The sequence below is a fragment of the Rhodoferax sp. U11-2br genome (assembly GCF_018619435.1).
GTDB lineage: Bacteria > Pseudomonadota > Gammaproteobacteria > Burkholderiales > Burkholderiaceae_C > Rhodoferax.
Map to the genome: position 1 here is coordinate 16,394 of NZ_JAHFZF010000009.1, position 24,308 is coordinate 40,701.

Here is a 24,308-nt window from a genome sequence, read left to right on the forward strand (position 1 = left end):
GTCTTCCTGGGGGATTCCCAGACTTTTATCTTCAGTGACAAGTCTACGGACCAAAACTTGGTTCGTCAATCCCCCTTTTTCATCAATTTGTTGACGAACGCCAATTTGGCGGGCGGTGGAATCGCTCGTCTTGGCGTCAAGGGGAAACTCATGCGAACACAGAAACGGTTTACACCAACACTGCTGGCACGATTCGTCCGGCAGGGACGTGGGACAGGGACATACATAGATTACCTTCCGTGGCACAGGGTCGGCCGGGGCGATCCCGCCAGCCTTGGGCGCTCACACTTGATGATGTGGCGGCAAAGACAGCGAGAGCTGCTGTCCGACGGTGAGTGGGTCGGACTGCTGTTTTCAACGATGATCAATGACCTGGCTGATGTGCGGGAGCAGCAAAAGCTCTCGCTGGAGGACGGACCATTTGAACTCGCCTTGTACGATGTGCGCCACGGTGGCAAGAGCTACCCAGGCACATTAAACATCGCTAGGCAACTCGGTTTCAAACACCCGCGTGTGAATGGTGATGGGGCTTCAGACGATTGGGTAATGACAACAGACCAACTCCTAGTCATTCGAATGCCGTCTGGCCAGCTAGAGTTGTTGGCTGTAGCTTACAAACCCGATGGCAGAAAACTCACAAAGCGCAACCGCGAGCTTCTCGCAATCGAGAAGGCGTACTGGAATGCACGTGATGTGGTGTGGCTTTTGATCACCCCCGATCTGTTTTCCGAGTCAGCTGGGGTCACCTTACGTCGCGCTGCTCCATGGGGACTTGGCGTCACCGTTGCTGCCTCCGACAGAGCAATTGCCGTCCATGTTGTCAACCAAACATTGGGGCACACCTTCACTTACACGTTGGACGTCATCACTGCTGCCCTTGGAAACAAGGATCTCGCCCAGAGAGCTTTCTGGCAGGCGGTATGGACGGGTGTCATACCCATGGATCTGCGAACCGGTTGGCGACCTCACTTGCCGATCAAGCTGCTGAGCCAAGATGATTTTGTCGCATTGAACCCGGTGGCTTCCAGGAGGACATCATGGAACTGATGTCAAACCAGGTGTTTCGACTGCTTCTTGACGACAGCTCCGATGCCTACCCGGCAGGGATCTACCGCGTCATATTCGACGAGGCCAGCATCAATAAAACGGTTTGTGTCTGTATCCAGACCGCCGACGATGCTCCAACCAGACCAGGCGGCCGCAGGAAACTCAAAACAACCAAGTGCCCTCGCAAGAAGGCACCACCGGCGCTCATTGGCGAGCTCATATGGATGGATCGCGACTATTTGCAGCGACTGGCGACAAACAAACTTCTGATCACGGTCGAGATTGACCGCGAGCCCATTTATTTCGTGCCCATTGAGTCACCCAAAGACCTGGTCATCTTCACTCAGAGATGCAAGTCCATGGCGGGCTTTCTTGATGCCAACAAAATGCAGGAGAGCATTCTGGTTCATGGAGGCCTAGGCGGACTTGTACGTGAGGCGATGACGACTGGCAAGGTTTGCCGTGCCTACGTGTACAAGCAGTGGTCAACACTTTGCCGTCTTGGTCTGAGCGAGATCAGCCTGTTGCCACGACGCGACCGCTGTGGTGCGCCCAATGTGAAGCGGCCCTGTGACCCTGGTGGTCGCAAGAAACCCGGACGAAAAACTCAGAAACAACGGATCGCCAAGGCGCATGGCATCGACTTGCCACCCAAGCAACCAGGCATGAGCACCGAGTGGCGAGCATCCATCATCGCCGGTGACAACCAAATCAAAACACCGGTTAAACCAGCAATGGCAAAGCGCTGTACCCTTATCTTAGAGAGCTCCTTTGTCAAAAAGTACCGCCAGGAGAACGGCGTACTGGTTCCCGTTGAGCTCAAATTGGGCGAGTATCCAAACAACCGGCAAATCCGGCGCGTACTAGAGGTCGAGGTCCCACGCCTCAAACGACTGTTGCAAGCGACCACCCTCGGTCATTTCAAACGGTCTTTGCGCGGCTTGATCGCGCGCAACTGGAAGGGTGTTGCGGGGCCAGGCCATACCTGGGCCATCGACTCAACGGTGGGCGACATTTACCTGAGATCGTCTCTCAATCGAGCCTGGATTGTGGGGCGCCCCATCGTCTATATCGTGGTGGATGTCTGGTCCACGGCCATTGTGGGCTTCTATGTTTGTCTGACTGGCCCGAGCTGGAATACAGCCAAGATCAGCCTCTTCAATTCAGTTTCGGATCCAGCACTTCTTGGGGACATGTGGGGTTATCAACCCATCCTGAGCCTCAACCCCTTCCCAACCATGTGCTACCAGCTGATGTGTGATCGGGGTGAGTATTTGTCAAAAGCCGCCAGTGTCACGGCCATTAAATTGATCCCCTGCATGTCGTATGCGCCGCCCTATCGTCCAGACTTAAAAGGCTTGGTTGAGGTCCTGCATCGCATCGAAAAGGATGCTCAGTTCTTGTTCTTGCCCGGTGCGATGGACTATCGACGGGCCGAATTTGACCTGCGAAAGTCACATCCCTCAGAGTCGGCAATGACTGTGCGCGAGTATGTCCAGTATCTGCATCTGATTTTTGCTGAGTACAACCTGACAGCGGATCGACGCCACCGGGTTGATGCCCATATGGCAGCGGCAGGTGTTTTTCCAAGCCCTGCCGGGCTGTGGCGCTGGGGAGACGCAATGGGCATCGGTCTGCAACGTCACATTCCCCAAGCTGACTTGATCACAACACTCCTGCCACCTGACAATGCCCGCGTTGGTCACAGTTCGATTGTCTACAGCGGCAACGATTACGTCTCCAAAACCATCCAGGACGAAGAATGGACAACCGAGTCACGCAACTTCAAGGGTTGGTCGCTTCCGGTTCATTACTACCCTGGCTCTGTTGGACGTATCTGGACACCGAATGTCAGCGGCAAGGGGCTGCTTGAACTGCAGATTTCCGACCAGGCCAAGACCTCGGTCGAGGTCACATTCGATGAACTCGCAGACTCGATCGCATTCACCCGAATGGGACGCGCTGACGTTGAACATCACAACACGCTTCGCGCTTTGGACTTCCTTCGCCAGGTGACAGCACTGCGCGACAACGCCATATTATTGACGAAGGAAGCGATCGCCAGGGCCCAGGGGGCTTCGCCAACGATGACCGAGGCCCGGTTGATTGAGGTGGCTTGTGCCTCGAACCTGCGCGGTTCTGAGGCCACCACCACCGACAAACTTCGCGACGAGGCCATGGAGGCGCATGAGGAGATGATGCGTGCCGTCCTGCGTGCTGGTGATGATGATGATGATGATGAGGCCTAACATGTCCAATCTGCACATGCTGGACCCCTACGCTGGCAATATCCTGACGCAGGGGCTGGGACCGATCCTATCCAGGATGGAGACCGCGAAGGCTTTGACTGAGCTTCCCAAACGGCTGCACTCCATGGACGGGATACCGCCCCACATTGCTATGCATCACTTGATGGCGATCCGGGACTTCCATATCCCAGGCGTTGAAGAATGTCGTCTACATCAGACCAACGACTTAATGATCAGACAAAACTACCGATACCTGGACCCTACTGTTGCAGCCACCTGGGCGACGGTCAGTGGAGATCGCGTGGCTTACAGCCACAGTCGGGCACCGGCATATAGTGGAGCGGTCGTTGGGCACTCCGGCACTGGAAAAACGGAAGGAGTCTTGCGCTGTCTGCGAATTTACCCACAGCAAGTGATTCAACATGGCAGTTTTCCACGCATGGTTGGACCTCATAAACAGGTCGTCTGGCTGTCCATCAATGTTCCCGCCAGCGGTAGAACTGTCGACCTTGGGACAGACCTCATGCGTGAGTCGGACCGGGTAACGGGAGAGAACCGCTTTGCCTCCGAGCTCAGCAAAGAACGGCGCGATGGCATGAAGATGCTCGACTCTTGGCGGCAGTGGGCCACATCGCATTTGCTTGGCCTCCTTCACCTGGACGAAGTTCAAAACCTGTTCAAACTCGCAACCCTTAAAAAGCGCCGGACCAGATCTGGCGTTCCCAGTGAAGCACCAGAGTTGAGCATCGTCGAAGATCAATTCCTGAAATGGATTTTGATCTTGATGAACACATGGCATGTGCCCTTGCTTCTGTCGGGCACGCCCGATGGCATCGGCGCCTTGACCCGTCGCCTCAGCACCACTGAACGGATCGTGACGTCTGGCTACCATGTGTTTCAACATTTCGACAGCGTAACAGACAGCAACTACCGAAAAAATTTTCTGGAACAGTTGGGCAAATACCAATATGTCCAGAAGAAACTCCCTGTCGACGACGAACTGGCGAACCTGATACTTGAACTGACCGGAGGTATTCAGCGCCTCATCGTGGCACTTTGGATCGCAGCACACCGGGTGGCGCTGGAGCGAAACGATGGCAGCCTGACGCTCAATGATTTCAGGATGGCTGCCGCGACTTACTTGGCAGCAGTCGCCCCCGCTGTGGCAGCGTTTCGGAGCAAAGATCCGGTCAAGATGGCCCGCTACGAAGACCTCTTGCCGCGTAACGATGCCATGTGGTCTCAGTTCTGGGGTTCAGTCTCGCAAATCTGATGCGTTTTTGAAGGTGCGTTTTCATGCATACCGATGACCACGGGCAGGTGCGCTCTTTTCTTCTTCGCACCAGAACGACGTTGGGGATCTTGTGCAGCCATGGCCGTGAGAGCCATGGTCAGCAGAGGGCCTGATTTGCGATTCAGATCGTCCATCTCATCCATGGACAGTCCACCAATCGTGGCACTCTCCGAACTTGACTTCTCATTGACGCGAAAGGCCGTGACTGCAGCCATTGGGTTCTTGGCCTCGGATCTGCTGCTCAAGTTCGGCAGGCCCAGTCCTCCAAAAAGGGACTGGGTTCTGTGCATTGCGATATGGAGCATCTTGGATACCGCTAGATGATTCCCTTTGTACTGGATATAGGCATCAATCAGGCTCTGGCGCTCCTGCTCGGTCGGAACCAGCATTTTGCGCTCCGGTATATCTGCATGCGTTCTCGCAGCGCCAAATAGGTCATTTAACGCATCGTCTGCTGTGTCATAGAGGACGGCACAGGCCAGAACATACGACGAGACCGAAGACGCGGAGGTTCGCATGTACAAAACCCCATCCACGTGATTCAATATCTGGCCATCGGGCTTCTCAGCCAGCCCAGAAAACACGGTATTCAGCCATTGACGGGGGAATGCCGATCTGATGAGGTCACTCAGCAATGGCTGCTTCACCCGCCCCCCATGCGTTTGCAAGCCGAGTGCTGCCGCTTTCTTGCGAAGTGCCAGTGCCACGTATTTCACGTCCAACGGCGCCACTCGAACCATCAACCCGGAAACGATGTCTAGAAATCTCTGAACGCTTGGGTTTTTCTTAGCCTCGTCCACCAACTCCTTCAGAACCAGTGCGGAGTTATCTGCGAATATGGCAGGCGGCTGAAGAAATGCCGATTCATTGGCTACAAAGTGAAGCGGAGTCTCATGCTTTGGACACCACAGTTGACCCGGCAACTGGAGATCGCGCCGCCAATAGCTGACACCATGGAACTCAACATCGGCCGAAACGCATGCGGTACAAAGATAAGCACCTGCGCGTGCTGGGACCATGCCACTGTTGGAAAGAAGTGTTCGGCGCGCCGGACTGCCATGCGGCAGATCAGGCAAAAACGATGTGATGGCGCGTCTGAATGGAATGGTTGAGTGCCTCTGCGCAAAATGTTCCAGCGACTGTCCAGCTATCAGACTCAGAGACTCCAGGTATGAGCGTTCATGCTGTGAAAGATATTCAAGGCAGAACATCCTGAGCATGTTTTCTTGGGCATCTTTTTCCGTCAGCAGTCCGTTGATGCGCATCACTCGACCCAAATAGCCGCGATCGAGTTCCTCTGGCAAGGGAACGGGGCGGACCAGAGAGGTCATATGCCCTCCCCTTTGGCATGCGCCTTGCCATGAAGCGGGCCTAAGGCTGATAACGACCGAATCACTGCAGACAGCGCTTTGGCATGTGCAGCAGAGCCATCCCAAGTGAGGGTCAAGGCATTCACCAACTCGTCATTGCTCCGTACCGAGTCGGCCGTCACGCCCCCATCGAACTTCTCGACATACAAACATATCTCTTCTGCCAGTCTGGAGGCTTTGACGCCTTGCCCTTTGAGAATGCGACTGACCTGAGATTGGCTGGCAGCCAAATCTTCCGCAATCTGCGTTTGTGTGATGCCATGCACCTTGCAGACGTGTCGGGCACGTTCCAGGCGCGCTTTGATATCTGATCGAATCATGTATTTAGCATATCACAATGCATTTATACATATTTACCTTTCAACAAGTTGTCCAATGCGTTGCTGCGCCTACAGAAGGTCTTTGATCAACTTGGCCTTGGATCGCCTCAACCCACGTTCAATGACGCGGCGGGTCAGTGGAAGCCTGTCCAGTGCTGAGAGTTTTGGTTTGAGCTGCGGCATCGCCTGGCAAAGCTGCCAGAGTTGCAATGGCTTGTTGGGCTGAGCGGCCTTGAGATCTTCCAAGGTTTGCTCTGCTTCGGCACTCAAGACCAAATCCCGTTCATCCCAGTCCACCCGAGATGCAACAGGTGTACGTGCCACGACCGGTGGCAGATTGACCTGAAGCCAGGCTCGGTCATTTCGATAAAGCCAGGCATACCGTGATGGATCCTGTGCTCGCAGCCAGTTGGTTCCCAGATGTCCGTCCGCGGCCAGTGCCGCAGCCCAAGCACTACGTGCTTGCGTCTGTCGATTCAGAAATACTGCTTGTTGCCATGCTTGATGCAATCCTGGCTCAGTTCGCAAAAAACGGGTTACCGCTTGCACTGAAATGCCATGTTTGTTGGCCGCTGTCGTTTTGTCCAAGCCTTGCAGCAAATCTGTTCTCAACACCTCTTGAACCGCAGATGTCAGTGTCTTGGGTCGCTTGGCCACTTTGACACCGACCTGTGCCAACCAAGCCATCGCAGTCCCAACCGTCACATGAACAGCACTCGCGGCTGCTGTGGCTGACATACCTGCGCGTACATGAGTCACCAACTGTGCCCTGGTTTCATCATTCGGGGATACGGACACGCACGGTTGCTCACTGTCGGGTGATTCTGGCTCGGACGAATGGCCACCAGGCGCATGGCAGCTGTCGTATGCTGCCAAAAAGGAATCGGCGCTGTCGAATAGCCAGCTTATGAGTACAAGCACGCGCAAGGGATGGGTGCCAGTGCGCCAAGGCCTCAGCAGTCGTCCGATCTGGGAAGCCGCTACCGATGCATTGGAGGGCAAAGCGCTCAACTCCATGGGTCCGCGCAACTTTTGAGTCCAAGCCAGGTAGCTGGGCGTCAGATCATTGACTCGCAAGTTGCCGTTCGGCGTTAGCCAGTCTTTTTGGCGGATGGCCTCACGCAAAACTGGCACCACATGTGCACCATCCAACCATCCTATAGCACGGTTTTGCCGCAACAATTGCAACGTTGTGGAAGCCAACGCCTTCAGCGCCTGTGCATCGGTCGACTTCTGCAACCAGTCGAGGGTGAGATGGCGCCTGTCTGGCAGTGCCCACAGAAACCGGTTGACACCCGTGGACTTGATCGTGGCTTCATGAAGTGGCTCCGCATGCCGCTCACAAAACCAAACACCAGGATATTGATGTTCCAGGTGCCAATAAGCCCAACCGGTTTCAGCGACATCCTGATCCATGCAAACCGTGCAGGCCTTCAATGGATGATTGGCGCGAAAGCTGCTGGTCAGGAGCCCCAACCGATATTTCAGGTGGTTGACTGACTTACCACGCATCATCGCAAGGCAATCAGAAATCAAGCCAGCCGAGGAGAATGGTCGGTAGTAAGACAGCAGCGTATGGTCAAGCGCCAAATCATCCGGTGCACCCAATACGCTGCCTGTTCGTGTGCAAAATTCATCCAACTCATTGGGGAAATCGTGGTGAGTACCCGCCTGCCGTCGACCAAAGAGTATGGTGGAGGTTTCGCACGCTCCCAGATACCCCCAAAAAGCATGTTGCCTGCTGACTAGGCTGAAAAGCGTCTCCCCTGGTAACCAACTGAGCAGTGAGGGAGGGAGGTCGAAAAGCTCTGATGAGGCACTTTCTGCCATCGTGATGGTGCTACCTTGGTAGTATGTGGTCAGATTTTGAACCGGTACACAAGCATGATCAATGGTTCCATTAAGTTGCAACGAAAAGAGGCAACCGAAAGGTAAGTGAGCTGCCGACTCACTTCACATACTGACAAATCAAACGACTTTGACCAAATAGACTCCGCATATCATTGCGCACATCTAACAAGGCAGGGAGAACTATGAAACTGGAGGCATTTCGAGTTCGAAACTATCGCTCTATCAATGACAGCGGAGATATCGCGGTTTCTCGCATCACAGCGCTCTTAGGGAGAAATGAAAGCGGCAAGTCGAACCTGCTGCGAGCGCTTCATAGCCTGAATCCGATAGAGGGGTTCAAAGCATTGAAACCCATCAAAGACTTCCCTCGGCACAGACGGCTCGAAGAGTGCACAGAGGAAACGCCCGTCCTGTCTACCACCTGGGTACTCGATGACGATGACAAAGAGGCTCTTTTGGAGGTGCTGCCGCGTGCCACTGATGTGGAAAAGGTCACAGTTGGAAGGAGCTACCAAGGCAAAACTAGAACTGTGGGCTTTCTTGATCTAAAAGCGATTCCATTTGATGAAAACGACATAAAAAGCAAGGTCAAAAAGGTCTCCGCCGCAGTGCGCGCCTTGGCACAGAAGCAGGAGGTAGCCACAACACTGGACGCGGCGGCTGATGCCTTTGAAACGGTTACTTCAACCACGAAAACGCGAGATGCGTGGGCATCTCAGGCTGCCGCTGCAGCAAAGGCCCTCCGAACAGCTCTGGCCAGCACGGACGCTGATCTCACCGAAAAACAAGAGGAGCTGCTCTCGGAACTGGAAGATTTGGCCAACACCATCGTAGGCGACAAAGATGCCCAGCAAAAGGCACGAAACTGGGTTATCGGGGCTATTCCCAAGTTCATTTACGTTGACGAATACCCCGAGCTTGATGGGCACCAAGACGTTGCAGCATACCTCCAACGCAAGTCTCAAGGCCAGCACCCCGATTCGGACAAGAACTTCGAGAAGCTATGCAAAGTCGCCGGACTCAAACCTGATGAACTGCAGCAGCTTCACGGAAATGGTGATCACGAAACGCGAAACCAACTTGCCAATCGAGCGAGCGCCGTTGTCACAGGTGAGATCAAACGCCTATGGAAGGATCGTGCGCTCAAAATTCGATTCAATTTGGACGCAAACCACCTTGACACAATCATATCGGACCCAACAAACACTTACGATGTTGAAATCAACCTCAACGAGAGGAGCCGTGGATTTCAGTGGTTTTTTGCCTTTTACATCACGTTCTCAGCGGACACCGACGGCGGCCTCGCCGAAAACGCGGTTATTTTGTTAGACGAACCAGGTCTTTACCTACACGCGAAGTCCCAGTCAGACCTTCTACGCCACCTGGAGACTGACTTCGTAAACCAGATTCTCTACTCTACACATTCACCGTTCATGGTGCCGACACATGCGCTGGACTCAGTCCGAACCGTCAACATAGCGGAGGAAACCGGTACGACCGTCACAAACGATCCAACGGGTGATGCTCGAACTCTATTTCCTCTTCAGGCCGCCCTCGGATATGACCTTGCCCAGAGCCTTTTTGTGGGGCCCAACAATCTGGTCGTCGAGGGGGTCACGGATTTTTGGATCTTGAGCGCCGTCAGTACCTACACAGCGGAGAAGGGGAAGACAACCCTGAGCGCTGCGCTAACAATGACTCCGGCGGGAGGCGCGCAGAAGGTATCCTACATGGTCGCTCTGCTGACATCCGAGGCTCTCAACGTGTTGGTCTTGCTCGACACAGAACGCGACTCCAAGGCAACCAAAGACGAGCTTTTGAAGGCGAAACTCATCCGCGACCAAAACGTCGTGTTTGTATCGGAAGCATTCGCATCTCCTCCGATCGAGGCTGATATTGAGGACTTGTTGGATCCGACGGTTTATGAGGCGTTGTTGCGGGAGAGCTATGCTACAGAACTGAAAGACAAGACCCTGAAGCTCAACGCGAACATCCCGCGAGTTGCAAAACGAATTGAGGCAGGTCTTGCAGAGCTTGGGATTCCCTTCCATAAGACCCGTCCAACACGGCTGTTTCTTAAAAAGATGGCATCGGAGCCTGACAAGATGCTGCCAGACCAGAGTCTTGCGCGATTCGAAGCGCTGTTTGCACTGATCAATGGCCGACTTGAGAAGCAGGTGGCGCGACCTGTGAAGCCATTCGGGAGTTAAGCGATTTGAACCCGAAGATTGAAGAAGCAAAAGCGCGTTCTCGATCAAAGTTGACCGAGTTCTTATCGGCCATGCCAAAGGACCTGGATGCCCGAGATGACGTAATTGCCGAGCGGCTCCGGCGCGAAAACTCATCTGCCAAGTCAAAGCTAGGAAAAATATATACCTTGATGACTGACCTCAGTCATGCAGTGAAGCCCTACGTTGCCTGCGGCAAGGGATGCTCAGACTGCTGCAAAATGAACGTCAGTATTTCAGACATTGAAGCGGATCGACTCTCTATGGTTTCCCGAAAGCCCATGGCTGTAGTCAAACAACCAGTTCGCCATTCGCTAGAGGATTTCAGCGGGGTTCCATGCCCTTTTCTTGTGAAAGATGCGTGTTCGGTTTATGACGCACGCCCTTACGCCTGTCGCGCTCACTACTCGTTCGACACCAGCGCATATTGGTGCCACCCAGAGAGGTCTAACGCAGGAGAAATGAGCCTCCTACAAATGGGTGGGGCACGGCAAGCCTATGACGATGTAGTGGTAGGTTCTCGCTTACGGGGATTTGCGGACATCCGTGACTTCTTTCCAGAGTGACCTAGCTGCATGCCCAAATCTCTAGAATGTCAATCGGCCACTTATTGCAGCCGGTGAGCGCCGCATGCCGACCTCACGCTGTCTGACACCTCTTCACGGAAGCTGCTGAGGATTGAAGCTGCGCAATTCTATGACGAGTGAATGGGCTAGCTGAGCGTGTCACCATCTCGCCTTACGGCCACGCACAGCTTTGCAGACAGTGATTCGATGGCATCTTCCAGGGTGCTTCTCACGAACCACTCGGTGATTTCCCTATGAAGCTTAAGTAGCAACTGAAGCGCGTCGTGGTTACCGTGAGCTGCTATTACAGATGTTCCCACCTGTGGCAGATTTGGTCTTTTCGCCCGAACGAATTTCTCCCCGACGGAAAGCGGCAGACGAGTGTTTTGACGCTGAACTTCCCGAATCGCGCTGCTCATAATGTGTCCGTAATCATCCTCCAAGTCGAACACTGCAGCGTCAGGATCAAGGCTTAGAACTTCGGCGAAAAGCCTAGCACGCGCACGGACGGCCCCGAGTTGAGAAGCGCAAGTCAGAAGCTCAAGTTTCTGAACACCGCCAAGGTCATCGCGACAGGACCATTGTTCAACCACTTGCATCCAGCGACCTATACCTGCGTGGGGAGCTGCGTGACGAAGCGTTCCACTCAAGAATGAATCCATTTCAAAGACATACAACATCCCAGTTGTCGCGGAACGCCCCAGCTGCACGGCATGTTGAACATCTACTACGTGCTTCTCGGCCAGGTCAGCTGCCCGTTCTGCAAGTATTCGGTCAGGGTGATGTCCAAGCAAAGAAATTGCTTGAGCGGCCAGATCTATGCGTCCGTCACTGATCTTTTCCAAGACTTGTGTGAATGCCAACCTATCTCCGAACCGAGCAGAGAAGAGGCGCATGATGTCAAGAATATCCGGGTGGAGCTCAGATTCAGTGATGCAAGTCGCAATGAAGGTGTTGCGTTCGTCTGCCGTTGCGAATAGTTGGTTCAAATATCCAGAAATCCTCTTGCGTCGCTCCAGTGGAACTTGTTCGTTCCGCAAAATACGCTTGAACTCATCTTCGCGAAGAGGATGGACATGTAGCAGACGTATTGCCGACCATAGTTCGCCCTCGTCCTCCTGCAAAAAAGCATTTCGAATTAGCTCAATTGACTCCTCATTCAATGGCGAACCCGCAATGTTGAGAATCCGCAGCCTAGTCTTTCGAGGCAAGCGATCATCCGATGCAGTAGCAAGCACTAAATCTCTCGAAACGCTACCTGGCAGGAAGTGTTCAAACAAACTGCCTAGACCTTCCCGATGCGGGCCTGCATCGGATTTAAGGAGTCGATCAAGTATGGCTCTGAAAGCGACATCGCCTGCAGCACTAACGGCTGGCTTGAAGCTGTGATAGTGAACAAATCTATCTAACGGACGGTCCATAATTCCGCTTAAGACGCTCATTGTCAGTTCTTGATCGTTTTCACTGGACACAATTTGCCCGCCACCATCAGACATTAACCAGACGTGATGCACTGCCTTCCTCAAGGCCGGCCGCATGGGATTTGAAAAGCTTTCCGCAATCAGACCGCCCACTCGACTACGCGCGGCAAGCGACGCACCAACCCAAAACTGGACAAGCCTGTCTGCAACCTCGTCTCGAATTGAAGCATTAACACGCGTGCCATTGGCAATGCATCGCCCAACAAGTCGAAGGCCGGTGAAAAAAGCGTCGTCTGCCCTGTCCAGCATGGCACGAATGACTGGAACAGGATCTGGGTGTTGCTCTAGAGAAAACTGAATAACTTGAGCCCACGGTCGCTGGATCGCATCATCAATTCGATTTGCTAGAGACTCAGGCGATCGTCGAATCAAGTAACACGATGCCAAATACTCTTGAACAATTGGAAATGGGAACTGCAACCTGATTGAGCTCTGTTGTCTCAAAATTCCGTTCGCACGCAATCGCTCGAATATCATCTCGGCTTCAGCAGTACTCTGCGCGGTACGAGAAATGATCTCACGAACCTCACGTTCGCTGGCACCGATTTCCTGTCTCTCCAGTCGCTCAAAAGCAAGTGTTTCCGCAACCTCGCGCAGCAACCCTCCATGATCGCTCCTACCGACAATAGCTTTGTGGATATGGGGGTTGAATAGGGTCTTTAGATACCCTTCAATTAGGTCAGACCGAGTGGCGGGAAGGTTAATGTTTACATCGTTGACTGTTGCTAACAGAATGCTTAAAAATAAGGGAATCCTTGCCAATCGTTTAATGTCCGGATGAATGTCCAAGCGACGAATGAATGCGTATACATCGATCGTAGATAGCCGTCTTTTCATTACTTCCACGAAGCGCACCATGTCTTCGTCATTCAGTGGGAGCAACTCTATTAATCTCGAATCGGAAGGCTCCGAAAGGACCGATGGATCGCGCACAGTGAGCATCCACGGAACGGTTGAATAACGAGCAGAGAAGGTTTCGATTCGCTTCAATAGCGCTGGTCGAGAACTTAGTGGAATCTCGTCTAGGCCGTCAAAGAGCATTACTACCAAGCCCTGCTCTGCGAGCCTTTGCCAATCGGCCTTAATTTCAAAATCCCGATTGACCTCCGTCATAAGAAATTCTATGACACCGATAGCAGCGACTGCCAGCGAGGCGAGTGGAATAAGAACCGGCACGTATGGTCCTTTTGCAAGGCGCCCCGCCATTGCAATTAGCAGTGCGGACTTACCGTGACCCGGTCCAGCGACGACAACACATCGATTGAGATGCTCCGAAGGAAAGGCCTGCATATCGACCCCCACAGAGATCTCAGTAGGACGGTCAAGTAGGTCTTCATCTTCAAAATCTGATATCTGTGCTCGCTCATAGAAATGGGCGCGAGGCCAGACAAATAAATCTTCTGTCGAGCCAGAGATCGAGGTCCCAGGAATTTGGATTCGCGACGTAGCTGCGACGGTAGCCCTGTACGCGGGCACCCCCCATTCAGCTGGTTCAAGAATTTTTATGTCATGCTCAAGAACGAGACGCCGACGCAGTGGTGCGGCATGAAACATGGCACGGACCCGTGCGCCTCCTCCAGCAATGTCACGCAATGTCGTCAATAACGTTGCGGGAAGTACAAATCTATCGCCAAGTCTTCGGCGCGAAAATTCGGAGGATATTTGATCCTCCGAAAGTATCTGAACCATGGTGCGGCGGAGAATTTCCAGAACCTCCGCAGGAGAGCCGACAATCGACTCAATCCCTGAGAGGAGTTTGGAGTGCGCCTCCGCCAAGCTCGCCCGGAATGCGGCCTCATCCAAAGATGACCCGGCTCGCTGGCATAGCTCACGAAGGCTCTTTGCTTGGGGGGTCAATCCTTCAAGAACGACGGTCAGCTGATCAAATGCACCAAAGTCCATCCGATTGAACTGGGTACGAAGACTCTTCCATAACGCTTTCCAGGGGTCACCACCTGGCGTGATGTCAATCTTGACGTTCAAATACTGGCAGTGACCATCTGCATACCGAACCACAATGTCATCAACATCGGTAGGTGCTTCGACACGAACCTCAATGACTCGCTCTCTGGGGGGCTCCGCGCCCAACTCCAGCAGATCGGCAAGATAGAGCGCCGCGACACTGTTTTGATAAAAGATCCCTGCCTGAGTGGTTGCCCCGCCTGCCTCCGCCATGCCATTCTCTCCTCATGATTTACCGCTCAGAATACGTACTCTGGTGCTTACTAAGACGTAGATGTTTACACACTGCGCGACCAGTTGATTTGGTCTAGGCCGTGTCCCTCCCAAAAACTGCCGTTGGCGGCTGGCAGCTTTTGGCCCACATGAGTCATCAGAAATCTCAGCTCCTTAGACTTGGCATTCCGCACACCCGAAACAGACTTCCCCTGCCTCAATGTCGTAAGTGCGGCTGCAACATTCCATTTGAGTAACCGCTTTATGGTTCCTCAACAACAGCGCGATCTCTGTCGACCAAAAGCTGCCCCAGAGCAGCAGCTTCTAATCAGCTCATCCAAACATGGCTTCATCCACAGCTTAAAGCACGCCCAATTTCAACCTTTTCAAGCGGGAAGCAGTGCGTGTTTACGACTTTAAATAACGTCTCCAAAATCCAACACCCCGCAAACCCGCATGAATGCTAGGCCCGTGTTTACGACTTTAATGACCTGTTTACGACTTTAATTGCGCGGAATAGGAATACTAGTCAGTGATCCCCCTCACTCAACAGTGACCGACTTCGCCAAATTACGTGGCTTATCGACATCCGTCCCGCGTGCACAAGCCGTGTGGTATGCCAGCAATTGCAGCGGCACCACGTGCAGCAGGGGTGACAGTTCACCGTAGTTTTCAGGCATGCGGATCACATGCAGGCCCTCGGCGCTTTCGATCTTGGAGTCTGCGTCGGCCAGCACATACAACACACCACCTCGTGCACGCACCTCGTGCATGTTGCTCTTGAGCTTTTCCAGCAGCGCGTCATTGGGCGCCACGGTGACCACCGGCATGGCGCTGGTCACCAGCGCCAGCGGGCCATGTTTCAACTCTCCCGCCGGGTAGGCCTCGGCGTGGATGTAGCTGATTTCCTTGAGTTTGAGGGCGCCTTCCAGCGCAATCGGGTAATGCAGACCCCGGCCCAGGAACAGCGCGTTTTCCTTGGCGGCAAAGTCTTGCGCCCAGGCGATCACCTGCGGCTCCAGCGCCAGCACCGACTGCAGCGCGGCGGGCAAGTGGCGCATGGCCTTGATGTGGCGCATTTCCTCCGCCTCGCTGAGCAGGCCGCGCGATTGCGCCAGCGCCAGCGTCAGCAAAAACAGCCCGGCCAGTTGCGCGGTGAAGGCCTTGGTAGAGGCCACACCAATCTCGACACCGGCGCGGGTGATGTAGGCCAGCTCACACTCGCGCACCATGGCGCTGGTGGACACGTTGCAAATGGTCAGGGTGTGTTGGGTGCCCAGGCTTTGTGCGTGGCGCAGCGCGGCCAGGGTGTCGGCGGTTTCGCCCGATTGGGTGATGGTGACCACCAGGGTGCGCGGATTGGGCACCGAGTCGCGGTAGCGGTACTCGCTGGCCACCTCGACCTGGGTCGGGATCTTGGCGATGCTCTCGAGCCAGTATTTGGCGGTGCAGCCGCTGTAGTAGCTGGTGCCACAGGCCAGGATCAGCACCGAGTCAATCTCCTTGAACACGCGGGCGGCGCTGGCGTTCGCGCCATCAAACAACTCGGGCTGGATGTGGTTGACGCCTTCGAGCGTGTCGGCAATGGCGCGCGGTTGCTCAAAAATCTCTTTTTGCATGTAGTGGCGGTACGGGCCCAGCTCGGCCGCGCCGCTATGGGCATGCACGGTTTTGACCGGGCGCTGGGCTGGCGTGAGGGGTTTGAAGGCCTTGTCCACCAGCCAATATTTGCCAAGCTGGATGTCGACCACGTCGCCCTCTTCCAGGTACACGATCTGGTCGGTAACACCAGCCAGCGCCATCGCGTCACTGGCCAGGTAGTGCGCCTGATTGTCTGGCCCCACACCCAGAATCAGCGGTGAACCAGCGCGGGCGCCAATCAGGCGATGGGGCTCGTCCTTGCAGAACACCGCAATGGCATAGGCACCACGCAGCGAGCCCAGCGCGGCTTTGACGGCCTCAAACACATCACCGTCGTACAGGCTGTCCACCAGGTGGGCGATGACCTCGGTGTCGGTCTGGCTCTGAAACACATAACCCTTGGCCTGCAGGCTGGCACGCAACTCGTCGTGGTTTTCAATGATGCCGTTGTGCACCAAGGCAATACGCCCCGGGCGGCTGGCAGCATCAGCCCCAGGGCCATGGCTGAAATGCGGGTGGGCGTTGTGCACCGCCGGGGCACCGTGGGTGGCCCAGCGGGTGTGGGCAATGCCGGTAGTACCTTGCAAATGGGTGGTGGCGATCTGGTCCATCAGCTCGGACACACGGGCGGTGCTGCGGGCGCGCTGTAGGCCGTTGGCATACACCGCCACACCGCAAGAGTCATAACCCCGGTACTCCAGCCGGGACAAACCCTGCACCAGAATGGGAACGATGTTTTGCTGGGATACTGCGCCGACGATGCCACACATAAGCTGCTCCAAAAAGTGATGGACTGCATCGTAGAAGCTCACGTATGAAATATGCAGTCTACTTATTACATTTTTTGACGTGATATTTCATATAACAAGATATGTGTTTAAATATTTCACAAATAAAGTTTCCATGAATGAATAAATCACTTTCTTTGCGCCACTTTTTGCTTGCCCTGGCTGTCGTCGCCGTCTGGGGCAGCAATTTTGTGGTGATCAAACTGGCGCTGGGCCAGATGCCGCCGCTGCTGTTTGCCACCTTGCGATTCTTCATGGTGGTGATGCCGATGGTGTTTTTGATACCGCGCCCAGCGGTGCCTTGGCGCAATCTGGCGGCTTACGGGCTGCTGATTGGCGTGGGGCAGTTCGGGCTGCTGTTTGTGGCCATGAACGGGCACATTTCGCCGGGGCTGGCCTCGCTGGTGATCCAGGTCCAGGTGTTTTTCACGATTGGGCTGGCGATGGCGCTGGCGGGTGAAACCCTGCAGCGGGTGCAATGGCTGGCGCTGCTGCTGGCGGCCAGTGGGCTGGGTGTGATTGTGTTGCACACCGACGGCAGCACCACGGTGCTGGGCCTGGGGCTGGTGCTGCTGGCGGCCTTGTCCTGGGCCGGTGGCAACCTGACGTGCCGCGCTGCGGGGCGCATCAACATGGTGGCTTATGTGGTTTGGTCCAGCCTGTTTGCGGTGCCACCGCTAGCCGTTTTGTCGCTCTGGGTGGAAGGCTGGCCCGCGCTGCAGGCCGGGCTGCAACACGCCGACGCGGTGGCCTGGGCCGCTGTGGCCTGGCAGGCCTGGGGTAACTCGATCTTTGGTTACGCCGCCTGGGGCTGGTTGCTGAGCCGCTACAGCGCCGCCACCATCACACCGATGGCGCTGCTGGTGCCGCTGTTTGGCATGGGTTGTTCGGCCTGGTGGCTCGGTGAGAGCCTGCCGCCCTGGAAACTGGGTGCCGCCGCGCTGGTGATGGCCGGGCTGGCGCTCAACCTGCTGTGGCCCATGTTGCGCCAAAAACTCTTGAAACGATCCACCCCATGAGCGCCCTGACACTCGACAACATCGATCTGCAGTTACTCGCCCAGCTGCAAACCAACACGGCTTTGTCTAACCAGGAACTGGCCGAGCGGGTCCATGTGTCGCCGCCGACCTGCCTGCGCCGCGTCAAACGCCTCAAAGACACCGGCTTGATCGAGCGCGAGATCGCGGTGCTCAGCACCGACAAACTCGCCAGCGAGCTGGGCCACGGGCTCACGGCGGTGGTCGAGATCACGCTGGACCGCCAGGACCAAGCCGCGCTGGAGGCGTTTGAGCAGCGGGTGGCGCCCATCGACGCGGTGCAGCAGTGTTACCGCGTCTCCCCCGGGCCGGACTTTTGCTTGGTGGTGCACGCGGCCAACATGCCCGACTACCTGGCGCTGACCCAGCAGCTGTTCACGGCAGATGCCAATGTGCGCAATGTGAAGAGTTTTTTCAGCCTCAAACGCAGCAAGTTTGGTGCTAGTTTGCCATTACCCGAATCGCTCTAACTTATAAGACTTTTTGGCCTTTAGCCCTTATAGATCAAGGGCCAGAAGCTATGGATTCAAGAGTGATCCGGTGCCACAGGCAGGCACAGCGTCACCTCACAACCCTGGTCTGGTGTGGCGGTGATCTGGATTGCGCCGCCCAGGCGCTCTAGGATACGGCGGCATAACAGCAGGCCCAGCCCCAGGCCTTCAAATTCACACGCCGGATGCAAGCGGCCAAACACCTTGAACAGCGCCTGCGCCTGCTCGGGCCTGAAACCCACACCGTTGTCGCTCAGGGTCAGGCGGATGCCTGCGGGTGCAGCGGTCTCGGCCTCTGCAGATGGCGCGGGCTCACACTGCCAGCCCATGGCAATCTGGACCGGTGCCCGGCCCCGGCTGAATTTGAGGGCGTTGCCCAGCAGCTGTTGCAGCACCTGGCGCAGCAGGCACGGGTCGGCCAGCACCGGAGGCACATCGTCTGCCAGTTGCCACAACACATCGACATCCGGGTGCAGTGCCGCCAACTCATCTGCCACCTCACGCGCCAGCGCACCAACAGACACCGGCTGCAGGTCCAGCACCTGTGACCCGAGCCGCGATAGCTGGGCCAGGCCGTCGAGCTGGCGGGTCAGCAACTGCGCCGACTGGCGGATGGTGCCTAGGTGGCTGGCCAGATCGTCGGGCAACTCAGGCCAGTCTTCGGCAATGATCTGCGCATAGGCGTGGATGTGGCGCAGCGGCGCACGCAGGTCGTGTGACACCACGTAGGTGAACTCCTGCAACTCGGCGCGGCTGGCATCGAGCTGACGCTGCAGCTGCGCCAGCTGGTCGGTCAGGTCTTGGGGGTTTGGTGAGTCGCTGGGCTCACTCATTTCTTGGCTGGGCGTTTCCAGTTGGGGATGCTGACCTGGCGCGCGCGCGCCACGGTGAGCGCCAGCGGGGGTGCGTCTTTGGACAGCGTGGAGCCGCCGCCCACGGTGCCGCCCGCGCCGATGGTCACCGGCGCAATCAACACACAGTTGCTGCCAATGTGCACATCGGCCTCGATCACGGTGCGGTGTTTGTTGGCACCGTCGTAGTTGGCGGTGATGCTGCCTGCACCGTAGTTGACGCGTTCACCCACGGTGGCGTCACCCAGGTAGGCCAGGTGGTTGGCCTTGGCGCCTTTGGCCAGGGTGGAGTTTTTGACTTCGACAAAGTTGCCGATGTGCACCTCGGCGCCCAGCTTGGCGCCTGGGCGCAGGCGGGCAAACGGGCCAATCAGCGCACCCGCGCCGACCTCCACCGCATTTTTGCTGCCGGGTTCACCCCCCTCGATGTGGGTGAAGGGGTGGATCACCGCACCGGCAGCGATGCTGGCGTTTTTGATCACGCAGTTGGGGCCAACCTGGACACCTTCGCCCAGGCTGACCCAACCTTCAAACACGCAGTTCACATCAATGGAAACATCCTGCGCGCAGGTCAAGGTGCCGCGCACATCCAGGCGCGCGGGGTCGGCCAGGCGCACACCCTGCTCCATCAACTGCAGTGCCACACGTTTTTGGTAAGTTCGTTCCAGCTCAGCCAGTTGCACCGGGCTGTTGACACCCGCCACCTGGGCCGCGTCGCTGATCTTGTGTGCCACCACCGGAAAACCGTCGGCCACCGCAAATTTGACGATGTCAGTCAGGTAATACTCACCCTGGGCGTTTTTGTTGTCGAGCCGCGCGAGCCAGCTTTTGAGTTGTTTGGCAGGCACGGCCATGATGCCGCTGTAAACCTCGGTGATCTTGAGTTGCGCGGCGCTGGCGTCTTTTTGCTCAACGATGGCTTGCACCGCGTCGCCCTTGCGCACGATGCGGCCGTAACCCGTGGGGTTGGCAAAATCGATGGTCAGCAGCGCGAGTTTGTCACCGGCGCAGGCGCTGATCAGCTGCGTCAAGGTGTCGGCTTGGGTCAGCGGCACATCACCCGAGAGCACCACCACCAGACCATCGTCACGCAACACCGGCACCGCCTGCTGGATGGCATGGCCGGTGCCGAGTTGTGGCTCCTGGCGCACAAAATTTATATCAAATTGGCCTGTAGACCTTGTTGCTGTTGATAAAGCAGCTTCAACTTCAGGAGCGCCGTGGCCGGTGATCACGGTCACCTGGCGGGCTTGCAACGCGGTCGCGGTGTCCACCACATGCTGCACCAAGGCACGTCCGGCCAAAAGATGCAACACTTTGGGCAGTTTGCTTTTCATCCGGGTGCCTTTGCCCGCTGCCATGATCACCACGTCCAGCGGTGTGTCTGTAAAAAGTGTCTGAGTGATTGCCATGCCAAGCTCCGCGTTGAGTCGATTGCCGTTTTTTCGCATTATCCGCGCCCTGCTGGTGACGCTGACCGTGCTGCTGCTGGGCGCCTGCAGCATGGTGCGCCTGGGGTACGACCAGTTGCCCAGCCTGACGTATTGGTGGGTGGACAGTTACTTTGACCTCAACGATGCCCAGAGTGTGGCCCTGCGCCGAGACCTGGACACCCTGCACAGCTGGCACCGCAGCCAGGAGCTGCCGCAACTGGCCAAGCTGCTGGCCTCGCTGCAGACCCAGGCCCTGCAAGACACCACACCGCAGTTCACCTGCCAAGTCATCGACCAGCTCAAAGCGCACCTGCAGGTGGTGCTGACCCAGGCCGAGCCCGGCCTGGCCACCCTGGTGCGTCAACTCACACCCGCGCAAATGCAACACCTGGCCCACCAACTGGACAAACGAGAACAGGCCTGGCGCGAAGAGTGGGTGCAGATCAGCCCGGCCAAGCTGACCAAGCGCCGTGCCGAGCGCCTGATCGAACGCAGCGAAAGTTTTTATGGCCGCCTGAGTGACTCACAACGCAGCCTGCTGACCAGCAGTGTGCTGGCCAACCCCTATGACGTGGTGCAGGCCGAAGCCGAGATGCTGCGCCGCCACCAGGACCTGCGGCAAACACTGCAAGCCCTTGTGCAGGGCGGTGACAGCGCCAGCCAAGCGCAGGCGCGACTGCATGCCCTGCAACAACGCCTGCTCGACTCGCCCAACACCAACTACCGCACCCAGATCGCGGCCTTTACCCAGGCCAACTGCACCATCTTTGCCCAGTTGCACAACAGCGCCAGCCCGGCGCAGCGGCAACAGCTGGTGGCCAGACTCCAGGCTTATGAACTCGACCTGCGCACGCTCTCAGCGCCGCGCTGAACCCACCTAAGATCACCCCATGGCCATCAGCGTTTTTGACCTTTTTAAAGTGGGCATTGGCCCCAGCAGCTCCCACACCGTGGGGCCGATGCGCGCCGCGCGCCTGTTTGCGGCGGCGCTGCAAACGGAGGGGGTGTTGGCTCAAACCGCCAGCATCTGCTGCGAACTCTACGGCTCACTCGGTGCCACCGGCAAAGGCCACGGCTCAGACGTGGCGGTGATGCTGGGCCTGATGGGCCACGCGCCTGACACGGTGGATGTGGACGCGGTGCCCGGCCTGATTGTTGGTGTGCGCAGCAGCCGTTCACTGAATGTGCTGGGCCAACATCCGATCCCTTTTGTCGAGCGTGAACATGTGCTGATGTACCGGCGCGAGGCGCTGGCCGAGCACCCCAATGGCATGAAGTTCACGGCCCTTGACGCTCAGGGCCAAACACTCAAGTCCGCCAAGTATTTGAGTGTGGGCGGCGGTTTTGTGGTGACCGCTGGCGCCGCTAACGAGGCCGTGTTGACTGAGTACAAAAAGGTACCCTACCCCTTTACCAGTGGCGCTGAGTTGCTATCGATCTGCAAGCAAACCGGTTGCAGCATCAGCCAGGTGATGTGGGCCAACGAGCGCACTTGGCGCGATGACGATGCCATCCACAGCGGTCTACACACCATCTGGCGCGTGATGCGTGAGTGTGTGCAGCGCGGCCTGAGCCACAGCGGCACCCTGCCCGGCCCCTACAAGGTGCAGCGCCGCGCCCCGCTGCTGGCCGCGCAGTTGCGCGAACGTGCCGAGCGCACCCTGGCCGACCCCTTGAGTGTGCTGGACTGGGTCAACGTCTACGCCTTTGCGGTGAACGAGGAAAACGCCGCCGGTGGCCGCGTGGTCACCGCACCGACCAATGGCGCGGCGGGCGTGATCCCGGCGGTGCTGCATTACTGCGACCGCTTTGTGGCGCCATTCCATGGCCGCGGTCCAGCCCGCCCGGACCAGCGCGGTGTGGACGACTTCCTGATGACGGCGGCCGCCATCGGCATCCTCTACAAACTCAACGCCTCGATCAGCGGCGCCGAGGTGGGTTGCCAAGGTGAGGTGGGTGTCGCCTGCTCGATGGCGGCTGCGGGCCTGGCGGCGGTGATGGGTGGCACACCGGAGCAAGTCGAAAACGCCGCCGAGATCGGCATGGAGCACAACCTGGGGCTGACCTGCGACCCGGTCGGAGGCCTGGTGCAGGTGCCGTGTATCGAACGCAATGCCATGGGCGCGGTCAAGGCCATCAATGCCGCGCGCATGGCGCTGCAGGGTGACGGCCAACATGTGGTCTCGCTCGACAAGGTCATCAAAACCATGCGCGAAACCGGCGCCGACATGAAGACCAAATACAAGGAAACCTCACGCGGCGGACTCGCCGTGAATATCGTGGAGTGCTGACGCGCTCAGGCGCTCAGGGCTACCTCAGCCGCCGGGACGGGTGTCACGCGTGGGCCAAAACTGCCCAGGTTGGCCAGCGTGGTGTTGTGGTGGGCTGAAACCTGCGCCGCATTCAGCACAGCGTTGTCCACCGTGCTGTGACCGTCGGCCACCAGGGTCACCGGGTAGCCCCGGGCCAGTGCGGCGCGCACGGTGGAGTCGACACAAAACTCGCTCTGCAGGCCACACACCACCAGGTGATCCACCGCGTGTGACAGCAGCAGGTCCTGCAGGTTCGTCTTGTAAAACGAATCACAGGCGGTTTTGTGAAGCCGCTGGTCGGCATCCGACAGCTGCAGGCGGGCATCCAACTGCCAGCCCTCGGCACCGTGCTGCAGCGGCCCATCAGCCTCTTCGTGTTGGATCAGGATCACCGGCACACCCGCTGCACGAGCCCGCGCCGACACACTGTTGATGCGCTTGATCACACCATCCATGTCAAAAGCGGCATCGGCGCCATGGCACAGGGCGTGTTGGACATCAATGATCAGAAGCGCAGAAGTCATGGCCGTGGTGTCCTTGTCATCAGAGGGCGCCGGGCAGACCGTTCACACCGGCCAGACCACACCGTGGTCGTTCAGGATGGCGTCGAGCGGCATGTCGTGGGGTTCGGGCTCAAAGTCGGGCAAAAAGTCGGTGCCAAAACCCAGCCCCACGGTAAACGGGCGCGGATTGAGCGAGGCCAGCATGCGGTCATAAAAACCGCCGCCGTAACCGAGCCGGTAGCCACCCGGTGCGTAACCGACACAGGCCACAAACAGCAACGTGGGGGTGATCACCTCGGTGTCCTTGGGTTTGGGAATGCCGTAGGCGTCGTCTTCCATCGGGCAGCCCGGGTACCAAGCATGAAAGGTCATGGTCTTGTGAACTTTGTCGACCACTGGCAGTCCAATCTTGCGTAGCTGGGGGCGTTCGACCAGTTCGCCGTCTTCTTTCCAGCGGTGCAGGGCCGGTAGCGGGTTGAATTCACCCTTGATCGGCCAATAGGCACCAATCACCGTGTCGGGGCGGCCCACCAGCCAGATGCGCATGACACGCCGCAACAGGGCCACCCGCTGTTCGCGGTCTGGCAGGCGCAGGCGTTGTTCGAGAAGCTGTTGGCGCAGAGCCTTTTTGTCCTGCGCACGTTGTTCATCAGAGTTATTCATAATCTCCA

General features: G+C 57.0%; 18 protein-coding genes. 9 read left to right on the forward strand and 9 right to left on the reverse strand.

The genetic code is table 11. The features are described from left to right. Positions 1 to 57 precede the first annotated feature (57 nt). Genes KKO72_RS07840 through KKO72_RS07850 form a run of 3 tightly spaced genes read left to right on the forward strand, consistent with a single transcriptional unit; the run spans position 58 to position 4,569 of the window. Positions 58 to 1,047, forward strand: a complete 990-nt coding sequence (locus KKO72_RS07840; protein ID WP_251140532.1) for a TnsA endonuclease N-terminal domain-containing protein — start codon at positions 58 to 60, stop codon at positions 1,045 to 1,047. Then, positions 1,038 to 3,296, forward strand: coding sequence for a transposase (locus tag KKO72_RS07845; protein ID WP_214937109.1), 2,259 nt, complete (start codon positions 1,038 to 1,040; stop codon positions 3,294 to 3,296). The genes KKO72_RS07840 and KKO72_RS07845 overlap by 10 nt, the downstream gene beginning before the upstream one ends. 1 nt (position 3,297) lies before the next feature. Continuing rightward, positions 3,298 to 4,569: an AAA family ATPase gene (locus KKO72_RS07850; RefSeq protein WP_214937111.1), complete on the forward strand. Its 1,272-nt coding sequence runs from the start codon at positions 3,298 to 3,300 to the stop codon at positions 4,567 to 4,569. Here the strand turns inward: KKO72_RS07850 and KKO72_RS07855 are convergent. The 3 genes from KKO72_RS07855 to KKO72_RS07865 all read right to left on the reverse strand — a co-directional run bounded on the left by KKO72_RS07855 (position 4,539) and on the right by KKO72_RS07865 (position 8,110). Further along, a complete protein-coding gene (locus KKO72_RS07855) occupies positions 4,539 to 5,921 on the reverse strand; it encodes a TniQ family protein (protein WP_214937113.1) in 1,383 nt (460 codons plus the stop codon). The two genes, KKO72_RS07850 and KKO72_RS07855, sit on opposite strands and share 31 nt — an antisense overlap. Continuing rightward, on the reverse strand, positions 5,918 to 6,280 hold the full coding sequence (locus tag KKO72_RS07860; protein ID WP_214937115.1) for a hypothetical protein: 363 nt from the start codon (positions 6,278 to 6,280) through the stop codon (positions 5,918 to 5,920). The genes KKO72_RS07855 and KKO72_RS07860 overlap by 4 nt, the downstream gene beginning before the upstream one ends. A gap of 69 nt (positions 6,281 to 6,349) precedes the next feature. Further along, positions 6,350 to 8,110: a TnsD family Tn7-like transposition protein gene (locus KKO72_RS07865; RefSeq protein WP_214937117.1), complete on the reverse strand. Its 1,761-nt coding sequence runs from the start codon at positions 8,108 to 8,110 to the stop codon at positions 6,350 to 6,352. 203 nt (positions 8,111 to 8,313) lie between these two features. On the opposite strand from KKO72_RS07865, the gene KKO72_RS07870 reads away from it, so the two are divergent. Both KKO72_RS07870 and KKO72_RS07875 read left to right on the forward strand, forming a co-directional pair. Beyond that, on the forward strand, positions 8,314 to 10,341 hold the full coding sequence (locus tag KKO72_RS07870; RefSeq protein ID WP_214937119.1) for an AAA family ATPase: 2,028 nt from the start codon (positions 8,314 to 8,316) through the stop codon (positions 10,339 to 10,341). 5 nt (positions 10,342 to 10,346) lie between these two features. After that, positions 10,347 to 10,925 carry a YkgJ family cysteine cluster protein gene (locus KKO72_RS07875; protein ID WP_214937121.1) on the forward strand — a complete coding sequence of 193 codons (579 nt, stop codon included), beginning with the start codon at positions 10,347 to 10,349 and terminating at the stop codon, positions 10,923 to 10,925. 146 nt (positions 10,926 to 11,071) lie between these two features. Here KKO72_RS07875 and KKO72_RS07880 read toward each other — a convergent pair whose 3' ends face one another. Together KKO72_RS07880 and glmS are read right to left on the reverse strand one after the other, a co-directional pair. Continuing rightward, positions 11,072 to 14,581, reverse strand: a complete 3,510-nt coding sequence (locus tag KKO72_RS07880; RefSeq protein ID WP_214937123.1) for an NACHT domain-containing NTPase — start codon at positions 14,579 to 14,581, stop codon at positions 11,072 to 11,074. Positions 14,582 to 15,123: 542 nt separating this feature from the next. Continuing rightward, positions 15,124 to 16,992, reverse strand: a complete 1,869-nt coding sequence (gene glmS, locus KKO72_RS07885; protein WP_214937125.1) for a glutamine--fructose-6-phosphate transaminase (isomerizing) — start codon at positions 16,990 to 16,992, stop codon at positions 15,124 to 15,126. A gap of 137 nt (positions 16,993 to 17,129) precedes the next feature. Between glmS and KKO72_RS07890 the strand changes: the two genes are divergently transcribed. Together KKO72_RS07890 and KKO72_RS07895 are read left to right on the forward strand one after the other, a co-directional pair. Continuing rightward, on the forward strand, positions 17,130 to 18,029 hold the full coding sequence (locus KKO72_RS07890) for an EamA family transporter (RefSeq protein WP_214937127.1): 900 nt from the start codon (positions 17,130 to 17,132) through the stop codon (positions 18,027 to 18,029). Further along, on the forward strand, positions 18,026 to 18,517 hold the full coding sequence (locus KKO72_RS07895) for an Lrp/AsnC family transcriptional regulator (protein ID WP_078364322.1): 492 nt from the start codon (positions 18,026 to 18,028) through the stop codon (positions 18,515 to 18,517). Before KKO72_RS07890 ends, KKO72_RS07895 begins: the two co-directional genes overlap by 4 nt. A gap of 56 nt (positions 18,518 to 18,573) precedes the next feature. On the opposite strand, the gene KKO72_RS07900 is transcribed toward KKO72_RS07895, so the two are convergent. After that, positions 18,574 to 19,371 (reverse strand): ATP-binding protein, encoded by a 798-nt coding sequence (locus tag KKO72_RS07900; protein WP_214937129.1) that lies wholly within the window; start codon positions 19,369 to 19,371, stop codon positions 18,574 to 18,576. Next, entirely contained in the window at positions 19,368 to 20,801 is a 1,434-nt protein-coding gene (gene glmU, locus KKO72_RS07905; protein WP_214937130.1) for a bifunctional UDP-N-acetylglucosamine diphosphorylase/glucosamine-1-phosphate N-acetyltransferase GlmU, read from the reverse strand. Before glmU ends, KKO72_RS07900 begins: the two co-directional genes overlap by 4 nt. Between glmU and KKO72_RS07910 the strand changes: the two genes are divergently transcribed. Together KKO72_RS07910 and KKO72_RS07915 are read left to right on the forward strand one after the other, a co-directional pair. Continuing rightward, on the forward strand, positions 20,800 to 21,693 hold the full coding sequence (locus KKO72_RS07910; protein ID WP_214937132.1) for a DUF6279 family lipoprotein: 894 nt from the start codon (positions 20,800 to 20,802) through the stop codon (positions 21,691 to 21,693). The genes glmU and KKO72_RS07910 overlap by 2 nt on opposite strands. Positions 21,694 to 21,712: 19 nt before the next feature. Beyond that, on the forward strand, positions 21,713 to 23,113 hold the full coding sequence (locus tag KKO72_RS07915; RefSeq protein WP_214937134.1) for an L-serine ammonia-lyase: 1,401 nt from the start codon (positions 21,713 to 21,715) through the stop codon (positions 23,111 to 23,113). 5 nt (positions 23,114 to 23,118) lie between these two features. On the opposite strand, the gene KKO72_RS07920 is transcribed toward KKO72_RS07915, so the two are convergent. Further along, the gene (locus tag KKO72_RS07920) at positions 23,119 to 23,658 is read right to left on the reverse strand and encodes a cysteine hydrolase family protein (protein ID WP_214937137.1); all 540 of its coding nucleotides are present in this window, start codon (positions 23,656 to 23,658) and stop codon (positions 23,119 to 23,121) included. Between the two features lie 42 nt (positions 23,659 to 23,700). Next, positions 23,701 to 24,300, reverse strand: a complete 600-nt coding sequence (locus KKO72_RS07925) for a 5-formyltetrahydrofolate cyclo-ligase (RefSeq protein ID WP_214937139.1) — start codon at positions 24,298 to 24,300, stop codon at positions 23,701 to 23,703. Positions 24,301 to 24,308 lie beyond the last annotated feature (8 nt).